Origin of the sequence: Micromonospora sp. DT68, from assembly GCF_049847245.1 — a bacterium.
In the GTDB taxonomy this organism is placed as follows: Bacteria; Actinomycetota; Actinomycetes; order Mycobacteriales; family Micromonosporaceae; genus Micromonospora; species Micromonospora profundi.
Genome location: NZ_JBNCNZ010000014.1, coordinates 165,964 through 174,803, shown reverse-complemented (window position 1 = coordinate 174,803; position 8,840 = coordinate 165,964). Strand labels below are relative to the sequence as shown.

Genomic DNA, 8,840 nt, shown 5'->3' with positions numbered 1-8,840 from the left:
GTCGAGAGACCACTGCCGTCCCGGCCGACCGTCGGCAATCGCGTCACCACCACGCTCGGCGACCAACCGGACCAGCCTGCGGAACTGGGCGGGCTGCAGCCCGGTGAACGGAAAGATCCACTTCTGGCGAGCCGCCGAGATCACCTGCACCCCAAGATGATCCACCATGGACCGACCACCAAGTTACGAGACGTCCCTTAATCACGTACTGCTCAAACCGCACCCCGTCCGGCAACTCCACATCCGCGATGCTCAACCGGGCCCGCCGGCTACCGTCCACCACCCGCTCACCGTGAATCGTCCACCGCGTCAACCCGACGTCCTGTCCCTCCACCATCCGGCCAGTATCCGACCAACGGCACGGAACCCGCCCCGCACGGCACTCCGCCGATTCAGTTCCGTGCGTGACGACCCCCGTCGGGGGGATGCGGTCTCAAGCTGTCGGCCGCTGCCAACTGGTGGCGATCCGCGTCGACGAGCAGGTGCGGAGCGTCGTCGGTTCACGTTCGCAGTCAACCCGCGTCTGCGCTCGCGCTGCCTTCTTGCTGCCTCGCTGCTGCTCGACGTCTCGCTTACAAGCTCTGGGCGCTTCGTCCGGGATGGTCCGTCCGCGTCTGCGACCTCGGGCGGCTGTCTGTGCTTGGCCGCCGCCGGCTGTCCTCATCTCGGCTGGTTGCTGGCGACAGCGGTTATGGGAAGGCGCGAGTCGCCCATCGAATCCTAGAGTGGCTCCATGTCGGGCCGTCGGGAACGTATACGTCGAGAGTTGGGCGGCTTCCTCAAGGAGTATGGCCGCAGCTCTCGATCTCGCAACGGGATGGATCCCAACGATCGCCAGTACAGCCGCAAACTGGAAACCCAGATCAAGCGGATGCGTCCTGAGGACCTCGACCGCCTGATGCGGGACGACGACAACGACCAGTAGCCGCCGACTGTCAGCTTGGGAATCGGGTTGAGCAGGTGCCACAGGGCGTGGGGACTGCTGGCGACGGAGGATACGGACCTGCCCGCCGGCCATCCAGACGGGGCTCCGCTGGCCGATGTTGACCGCTGCATCGGGCACGGATCGGGCACGACCGGCCTGCGGCTTAGCAGTAGCTGGCCTTAACCGCTAAGCCGCTAGGCGGCTTAATTCAGCTATCAGGCGGGCGGCTTTCCTCGGTTGGCAAGGCATCCGGCAGTCGGTTGTACGACATCCGGGCGCGATGCCCATGGGGCCGCGAAGCGTCCATACCCTCGGTAAGGTGGCTCCGCCGGAAGGATGGTGCCGCTTTGAACGTGCTTGACCTTATAGGTCACATTGCCGACATATCGGCACTACCAGTCGCTCTGACCGGATTTGGAATCACTTATTACCAAATCACGAAAACGCGAGAGGCTGCAGAATCCGCCGGGCCAGCGACGTGCAGACCTGGATCAACGAGGTCGGGCGGACCTGCCAGTGCTGCGCCCAGGGCAAGGACGAGCGGCGCAAGCCCGCCCAGCGTCGCTGCTGTGCCCTCGGCCGGTGCTGCCGGGATCTGCCCTCGGCAACCAGCGTCACGCACCTGCGGACCGTGCTCCGGACGCTGCTGTCCCAGGCGATCACCGAAGGGCTGATCACCCGCAACGTCGCGTCCCTGGTGAAGCTGCCACCGGTACGCAAGCGCAAGCGCAAGGCGTGGACGAGCGACGAGGCGCGGCGCTTCCTGGAGTCGGCCCGCGCCGACGACGACCCGCTCTACGCCGCGTACGTCCTGGTCCTGGTGCTCGGTCTGCGCAAGGGTGAGATGTTGGGGCTCACCTGGGCGGACGTCGACCTCGACGCGGGGGAGTTGACCATCGATCGGCAACTTCAGCGGGTCGGCGCCGAGTTGCTGCACCGGGAGACGAAGACGGCAGCCTCGGACGCCACCCTGCCGCTGCCGGACATCTGCACCGTGGCCCTCGGCCGCCGCCGCGTCGCCCAGACCGCCGCCCGGGATGCCGCCGGTCCGGCCTGGCAGCCGTCCGACCTGATCTTCACCACCCGCTACGGGCGGCCGGTCGAGCCGCGCAACTTCAACCGCTTCTGGGACCGCCGCTGTGACGCGGCCGGCGTTCGGCGGATTACCGTCAGGGATGCCCGGCGGACCTGCGCCTCGCTCCTGGCGGACCTGGACGTGCACCCCCGGGTGGCGATGCAGATCCTCCGGCACGCTCAGTTCGCCATCACCATGGAGATCTACACGGTGGTGTCCTCGGCGGCGACTCTCGACGCGCTCAAGCGACTTGGCCAGACGCTCGACCAATGACCGCCGCGCCGCCGGTTCCGGTCCGGTCCGCTATCGGTCGCCGTAGTGGTACCGGCAGGCGATGATTTCGACGTCGTCCTTGGTGATCCGATACACCAGTCGGTGTTCGCGATCGATTCGGCGGGACCAGAAGCCGGACAGCTCTCCCCGAAGGGGCTCCGGCTTGCCGATGCCCTCGTATCCGTTGCGCATCACGTCCGCGATGAGTTCGTTGATGCGCTTGACGAGCTTCCGATCCGTGTGGCTGAGGTACTGGTTCCACGCCGTCGCGGTGAAAACCAGCCTCACGCGACGTCCCGCACGGTGGCCGGGTCGACCAGATCGCGATCGGCCGCATCGCCCTTCTCCAACTCCGCCATCGACCGGCGCAGCGCGGCGGCGTTGCTCGGGCTACGCAGGAGGTACTCGGTCTCCTTCATCGACTCGTACTCGGCAAGCGGCACGATCACCACCGGCTCGTGGCCGGACCGGGTCACCACCACTTCCTCCGCGTCGTTGATGACGCTGTCGAGTTCGGCGGCCAGGTTCTGCCGTAGCTGGGTGAAGTTGACGGTCCGCATGACCACCTCCATAGCAAGTACAGAAAACTGTACCTTAGGTGGGCCCGCAGCATCATGCATGCACGCATCGCCTGCTACTGCTGTACTTCGCTGCTGTACGGGCCATGCCACCAAGGCGAGAGACCCGTGGGTTACGTCCACGGAAGTGGTGTACGACTTGCCCGTGATGGGCGTGTTGCGTAGATAGGAGACGGCCACCGCGCGATCCTTCGAGACGGCTAAGTCCGAGTGAAGGAGAGTGATGCGCGATGGCCGCATCTGAGAGTGTGAACCCTGTTGAGCTGCTGTGCGAGCAGATAGTGGGCGCGTCGCCGGATGTGTTGCAGGCGATGATCAAGACGTTCGCGCAGGCGGTGATGTCCGCCGAGGCGGACGCGATCTGCGGCGCCGCGTATGGGCAGCGCAGTGACGAGCGGGTCAACTCCCGCAACGGTTACCGGCCGAGAGAGTGGGACACCCGGGCCGGCACGATCGACCTGGCGATCCCCAAGCTGCGCCACGGTTCCTACTTCCCGGACTGGCTGCTGACGCATCGGCGGCGGGCCGAGCAGGCCCTGGTGTCGGTGGTGGCCACGAGCTATCTGCTGGGGGTGTCGACGCGGCGGGTGGAGAAGCTGGTGGAGCAGCTCGGGATCCGGCAGTTGTCGAAGTCGCAGGTCTCGGAGATGGCCGCCCATTTGGACGCGCAGGTCGAGGCGTTCCGCAACCGGCCCCTCGACTCGGGCCATTACACGTTCGTGTGGATGGACGCGCTGACGATGAAGGTCCGCGAAGCCGGCCGCACCGTCAACGTCCACGCCCTGATCGCGGTCGGGGTCAACGCCGACGGCCAACGCGAAGTGTTGGGCCTGGACGTCGCCTCCGACGAGGACGGCGCCGGCTGGCTGGCGTTCCTGCGGTCGCTGACCGCCCGCGGCCTGACCGGCGTGCGTCTGGTCATCTCCGACGCCCACGCCGGCCTCGTGGCCGCCATCGGCGCGGCCCTGCCCGGGGCGTCGTGGCAACGGTGCCGCACCCACTACCTGCGCAACCTGCTGACCAAAGTGCCGAAGTCGGCGCAGCCGTGGATCGCCACCCTGGTCCGCACGATCTTCGACCAGCCCGACGCCGACGCCGTCCGAGCCCAGTTCCAACGGGTCGTTGCCACGATCGAAGCGAAGTTCCCCACCGCCGCCGAGCACCTCGACGCCGCCCACGACGACCTGCTGGCCTTCACCGGGTTCCCACGGGAGATCTGGCGCCAGATCTGGTCCAACAACCCGCAAGAGCGGCTGAACAAGGAAATCCGCCGGCGCACCGACGTCGTCGGGATCTTCCCCAACCGGGCAGCGATCATCCGACTCGTCGGCGCCGTCCTGGCCGAGCAGACCGACGAATGGACCGAAGGCCGCCGCTACATGGGCCTGGACCTACTCGCCAAAGCCCGCATGGTCACGATCAACACCGATCAACACGACACCAACCAGACAGAACCCGCCCCGATCGCCGCATAACATCAGACCGGATCCCGCGATGGCCGTCTCCTACACCACTCGCGCGGACGTGACCGACCCGTGAAGGGCTCGTTGGCCTGCTGAAGAGTGGGCCGCCAGGGACTCGAACCCTGAACCTATGGATTAAAAGTCCACAGCTCTGCCATTGAGCTAGCGGCCCGCGCGCTCAGGTTACCGGACGGTTCCTGCCGACGGCTCTCGGCTTCCGGTCGACCGTCGATGCCTGTGGCTGGCCGGCACCCACCCGCACCCTGATCGGGTGGCGTCCGGCGTGCTGGAGCCGTCAGTGCCCTCTATCACGGTGGCCGGGCCCAAGCCGGCACGCGGAGTGGATCAAGCAGTTGACCCATGCATGGCTGAGCGCGGCTGGGGAACTGGAACGTGCATGAGGTCGAGCAGTCCCCCGGCCGTTGCGGCGTCCGGGGAGGAGGTCGGGCCGGACGGCGTACGTCAGCCGGGCGGTGAGGTGCACGCCTGGTTGCCCGGCCAGAACCAGACCGTCTGCGGCCTGGCCCTGAGTCGGACCCGGCTGCGTCGCTTCCCACATGTGCGCTTCGACTATTCGGGCACCGACGTGCTTACCGAGGTCGACGCGGTGGGCTGGATCTGCCCGCGCTGCCTGGCGGCCACGGCTGGCCGGCGTGCCAAGGAGAAGCACGGCTGGGTGCGGAACTCCCCTCGGCCTTGATCAACTCGGCTTCCTGGAAGAAGCGGTATCCCGCTGGGCGGGACACACCGGTTTCCAGGAAATCGAGTCGATCAAGTTGCAGGCGCGCGCCGGGCGGCTGCGGTTGAGCTGCTGCTGGACGGGTACGGGGTCGGACATGCGGATCGTGGTGGTGGGGGCGAGCGGCAACGTCGGTACGGCGGTACTGCGTCGGCTGCGCCGGGAGCGGGGCGTCGAGCTGGTCGGGGTGGCCCGGCGGTTGCCCGGCCCGGACGCCGGCACGCCGTACGACCAGGTGGAGTGGCACTCGTGTGACATCGGCGCGCCGGGCGCGGTGGGGCAGTTGGCCGAGGTGTTCGCCGGTGCGGACGCGGTGGTGCACCTGGCCTGGCAGATTCAGCCCAGTCACGACCAGCGGGTGCTGCGCCGGACGAACGTCGACGGCAGTAGGGCGGTCTTCGAGGCGCTGGTCCGGGCGGGGGTTCCGGCTCTGGTGTACGCGTCGTCGGTCGGCACCTACGCGCCCGGCCCGAAGGACCACCCGATCAGCGAGCGCTGGCCGGCGACCGGGGTGCCCGGCTCGTCGTACAGCGAGCACAAGGCGGAGGTCGAGGCGCTGCTGGACGGGATCGAGCGGGAGCATCCGGCGCTGAGGGTGGTCCGGCTGCGACCAGGCCTGATCTTCCAGCGGGACGCCGGTACGGAGATCACCCGCTACTTCCTCGGCCCGTTCGCGCCGGTACGGCTGTTGCGCTTCGGCCGGATCCCGCTGGTACCCGCCAACCGGCGGCTGCGGATGCAGGCGGTGCATGCCGACGATGTGGCTGACGCGTACGCCAGGGCGGTTCTGGGTGATGCGCGCGGCGCCTTCAATGTCGCTGCGGACCCGGTGCTGACTCCGGAGCTGGTGGCCCGGCACTTCCACGGCTGGACCGTGCCGGTAGCGGCGCCGGTGCTGCGGGTGGCGGCGGCGCTGACCTGGCGGGCGCGGCTGCAACCGGTCGACGCGGGCTGGGTGGAGCTGGGCCTGAACGCGCCGCTGATGTCCAGCGAGCGCGCGGAGACCGAGCTGGGCTGGCAGCCCAAGATCGATGCGCTCACCGCGCTGAAGGAACTGCTCATGGGGATGGCCGGTGGTGACCACACCGCCAGCCCGCCGCTGTCCGGAGCCCACGACCTGCCGGGCCGTCCCGCCGGCCTGCTGCGGGCCCGCACGGCAGGCCAAGGCAACCCCTACTGATCGACCAGCCTGCCGCCAAGGCCAGCTTTCGCCGCACGACCAGCCCTGCCGCACGAACAGCCTCACCACGCCCGCCAGCCCGCCGCACGACCAGCATCGCCGCCCGGCGCGCGGCCAGCCTCAGCCGCGGTCAGGTGAGCTTCGAACCCGTCACCGTGGGGTTGCGGGCACCCAGGAAGAAGATGCCCGGATAGCCGCTGGTTTCGAACTTGCCGCTCGGGTTGCGGCGTAGCGTCGAGTTTTCGATCTTCATGGTGCCGGTGCGGTTGTTGCTCACGAAGAAGATCGCGCCGCCGCCCTCGTTGGCCTTGTTGTTCTCGATGATCGTGCCGGCGATCCGTACGGTGAACTCGTTGCCGTCGCAGTAGATCGAGCCGCCGCTGCCCCCGCCGGGCGTACCGGACTTGGCCGGGTTGGCGCCGTTGCCGATGGCCTCGTTGCGGCTCAGCACGCTGTTGAGCACCACCCACGACACGCCGATGCTGCTCAGCGCCCCTCCGTTCGAGCAGGAGCCGCCGTTGAAGGTGCTGCTCACGACGTACACCGGTTTGTTGTCGTACTGGCTGAGCACCCGGATGGCCGCGCCGCCCAGGTCGGGGCCGGTGCGGTCGCAGCGGTTGTCGACGAACCGCGAGTTGACGACCTTCAACCGCCCGCCGCGTACGAAGATGGCTCCACCGCCGCCACCCTCGGCCCTGTCGCCTGTGGAGTTGCCGTCGGCGAAGGTCAGGTTTTGCACTGTGAGCTGCGGGTGGTCCTGGTTCTGGCAGTGCGAGGTGGTCCAGCCTTGGGCGCCGTCGCAGGTGTTCATGTAGAGGATGCGCCGCTTCCCCTGGCCGCTCAGGGTGACCCGGCCGCCGCCGTCGAGCACGACCTTCGGCCCGTTGGCGTTGCGGACCTTCGCGGTGGCGGTCATCTTGATGGTCGCGGGTGCCGGTCCACAGTCGAACGCGATGACGCCGCCGGCCGCAACAGCTTTCACCACCGCCGCGGAGGTGCAGCTCGCCGGCGTGCCGGTGCCGATGGTCCGGGTCGGCTTCGAGGTGTCCACCGCGCGTGCCTCCGCAGGCACGGCGGCCTTGCCGTTCGGGTTGCCTGCGGCGAGCGGCTTCGCCGCAGGCTTCGGGCTCGCGCTGGCCCCCGGCCCGCCGAGACCGTCACGGCCCGTCGGTGCGACGTCCTGGTCGCCGGTCACCAGGCCCTCCGGCATGTCGGACGGCGACGCGGCCGGCGGCGCTGGCGTGTTGGACGCGCAGGCGGGCAGGGTTGCGGCGGTGACACCGAGGACCAGCAGGGCGGCAAGCGACGACAGGCGCACCCCGTGATGCTAGGAGCCGCGACGACGCCGGAGCGAATCCGCCGGGCCGGTTTAACCAGCTGCTAAAAGTCGGCGAACAGGTACGGCACCGCGCGGGGGAAGATCCCGCGCAGCTCGGCTGCGGCGTCCACAGGTACGTCGCCAAGCCCGCGCAACGGCAGCTCGGCGGGGTCCAGCACCCCGTATGCCAGGGCGGAGAGCCCGGCGGCGGTGAGCGTTGCCGTCGGCACCCGGGCGGTGTCGTCGGGCAGCAGCTCCAGCGCGCCGGTCGTGCCGTCCAGCAGGTGGTTGCCGGCCAGCCACCGGTCCCCGGTCAGCTCGATCCGGACCCGGCCTGGCCCGACGGACAGCCCGCTGAGCGCGTCCAGCGACAGCAGCCGTGCCATCGGGGCGGACGCGCCCGGCCGGCCCGCCCGCGCCTCGACGTGTACGTCCAGGTCGGTGCGCCACAGCTCCGGCAACTCGTCCGGCGGGACCTGGACGGTGACCCGGTCGACCTGGTCGATGTGCCTGGCGAAGAACTGCAACAGCAGCGTCCGGGCGAGCGGGTCGGCAACCAGCAGCTCGTTGCCGATGAGCGTGCCGCCGTGGCCGTCGATCCGGTACGTGAGCACGCCGGTTACCTCGCCGTCCACCCGGGCTGTGAGCAGCCAGTGCTCGTCGCGGTCGCGCAGGCCGACGTCCCGATAGTCCGGGAAGATCGAGAAGCCGTGCCGTTCCGTCAGGCAGCGTTCGGTGAACGCGCGCCACGCGGGATAGCCGGCGCGGATCCGCTCCCAGCCCACCTCGCCGGGCAGCTCGGCGCGGACCAGCGACCCCAGATCGGCCGGCGTGAACGCGACGGTGCGCGGCTTGGGCAGCCCGATGTAGCCGAACCGGGCGTAGAAGCTGGGCCGGAACGGGTAGAGCGCGGTGAGCTTGTGCCCCTCGTCGCGCATCTCGTCGAGGAGTTGGTGCAGCAGCCCTCGGACGTGCCCCTGCCGGCGGGCCAGCGGATGGGTGGCCACACCGGCGACGCCGGCCATCGACAGCACCGACCCGCGCAGGTTCTGCCGCATCGGGATGGCTGAGGCGGCAGCCAGCGTCTCGCCGTGCTCCTCGACGGCCAGCGTCGTGTTGCCCTGGTGGTAGGGCAGGTAGTCGCGGAACTCCTCGACCCGGGCGGCACCGAGCGGCGACGACTCGAAGGCGTACGCGGCCAGCGGGAAGCTGGTGGTGAGACGCTCGTCGGCCGTCACCCGTCGGATGGTCATCCGCCCATCCCAACCGGTGCCGCCACCCGCCGCAAC

Annotated in this window: 7 protein-coding genes, 1 tRNA gene and 3 pseudogenes; 4 read left to right on the top strand and 7 right to left on the bottom strand. The window is 69.1% G+C overall.

Annotation, left to right across the window (positions count from 1 at the left end):
• Together ACPXB1_RS23570 and ACPXB1_RS23565 are read right to left on the bottom strand one after the other, a co-directional pair.
• A pseudogene (locus ACPXB1_RS23570) lies at positions 1 to 150 on the bottom strand (IS5/IS1182 family transposase); the annotation flags it as partial.
• A 46-nt stretch (positions 151 to 196) separates the two neighbouring features.
• Positions 197 to 337 (bottom strand): annotated as a pseudogene (locus ACPXB1_RS23565) (NUDIX hydrolase); the annotation flags it as partial.
• Positions 338 to 1,391: 1,054 nt separating this feature from the next.
• On the opposite strand from ACPXB1_RS23565, the pseudogene ACPXB1_RS23560 reads away from it, so the two are divergent.
• Positions 1,392 to 2,273, top strand: a pseudogene (locus tag ACPXB1_RS23560) (tyrosine-type recombinase/integrase); the annotation flags it as partial.
• 30 nt (positions 2,274 to 2,303) lie between these two features.
• On the opposite strand, the gene ACPXB1_RS23555 reads toward ACPXB1_RS23560, so the two are convergent.
• Together ACPXB1_RS23555 and ACPXB1_RS23550 are read right to left on the bottom strand one after the other, a co-directional pair.
• Positions 2,304 to 2,561, bottom strand: coding sequence for a Txe/YoeB family addiction module toxin (locus ACPXB1_RS23555; RefSeq protein ID WP_167946203.1), 258 nt, complete (start codon positions 2,559 to 2,561; stop codon positions 2,304 to 2,306).
• Entirely contained in the window at positions 2,558 to 2,833 is a 276-nt protein-coding gene (locus ACPXB1_RS23550) for a type II toxin-antitoxin system Phd/YefM family antitoxin (protein WP_167946201.1), read from the bottom strand. Before ACPXB1_RS23550 ends, ACPXB1_RS23555 begins: the two co-directional genes overlap by 4 nt.
• A 248-nt stretch (positions 2,834 to 3,081) precedes the next feature.
• Between ACPXB1_RS23550 and ACPXB1_RS23545 the strand changes: the two genes are divergently transcribed.
• Positions 3,082 to 4,326: an IS256 family transposase gene (locus tag ACPXB1_RS23545; protein WP_425735785.1), complete on the top strand. Its 1,245-nt coding sequence runs from the start codon at positions 3,082 to 3,084 to the stop codon at positions 4,324 to 4,326.
• Between the two features lie 88 nt (positions 4,327 to 4,414).
• Here ACPXB1_RS23545 and ACPXB1_RS23540 read toward each other — a convergent pair.
• Positions 4,415 to 4,486: transfer RNA gene (locus ACPXB1_RS23540), tRNA-Lys, on the bottom strand.
• Between the two features lie 225 nt (positions 4,487 to 4,711).
• Here ACPXB1_RS23540 and ACPXB1_RS23535 point away from each other — a divergent pair.
• Together ACPXB1_RS23535 and ACPXB1_RS23530 are read left to right on the top strand one after the other, a co-directional pair.
• Positions 4,712 to 5,014: a hypothetical protein gene (locus ACPXB1_RS23535; protein WP_355627439.1), complete on the top strand. Its 303-nt coding sequence runs from the start codon at positions 4,712 to 4,714 to the stop codon at positions 5,012 to 5,014.
• Between the two features lie 136 nt (positions 5,015 to 5,150).
• Positions 5,151 to 6,233: an NAD-dependent epimerase/dehydratase family protein gene (locus tag ACPXB1_RS23530; protein ID WP_425735784.1), complete on the top strand. Its 1,083-nt coding sequence runs from the start codon at positions 5,151 to 5,153 to the stop codon at positions 6,231 to 6,233.
• A 130-nt stretch (positions 6,234 to 6,363) separates the two neighbouring features.
• Here the strand turns inward: ACPXB1_RS23530 and ACPXB1_RS23525 are convergent, their stop codons facing one another.
• Positions 6,364 to 7,551, bottom strand: coding sequence for a hypothetical protein (locus ACPXB1_RS23525; RefSeq protein WP_425735783.1), 1,188 nt, complete (start codon positions 7,549 to 7,551; stop codon positions 6,364 to 6,366).
• 62 nt (positions 7,552 to 7,613) lie between these two features.
• On the bottom strand, positions 7,614 to 8,804 hold the full coding sequence (locus tag ACPXB1_RS23520; protein WP_425735782.1) for a GNAT family N-acetyltransferase: 1,191 nt from the start codon (positions 8,802 to 8,804) through the stop codon (positions 7,614 to 7,616).
• Positions 8,805 to 8,840: the final 36 nt, after the last annotated feature.

Coding starts and splice junctions, on each gene's coding strand:
- ACPXB1_RS23530 (WP_425735784.1), top strand. CDS start 5,151: ATGCGGATCGTGGTGGTGGGGGCGAGCGGCAACGTCGGTACGGCGGTA.
- ACPXB1_RS23520 (WP_425735782.1), bottom strand. CDS start 8,804: ATGACCATCCGACGGGTGACGGCCGACGAGCGTCTCACCACCAGCTTC.
- ACPXB1_RS23535 (WP_355627439.1), top strand. CDS start 4,712: ATGAGGTCGAGCAGTCCCCCGGCCGTTGCGGCGTCCGGGGAGGAGGTC.
- ACPXB1_RS23550 (WP_167946201.1), bottom strand. CDS start 2,833: ATGCGGACCGTCAACTTCACCCAGCTACGGCAGAACCTGGCCGCCGAA.
- ACPXB1_RS23545 (WP_425735785.1), top strand. CDS start 3,082: ATGGCCGCATCTGAGAGTGTGAACCCTGTTGAGCTGCTGTGCGAGCAG.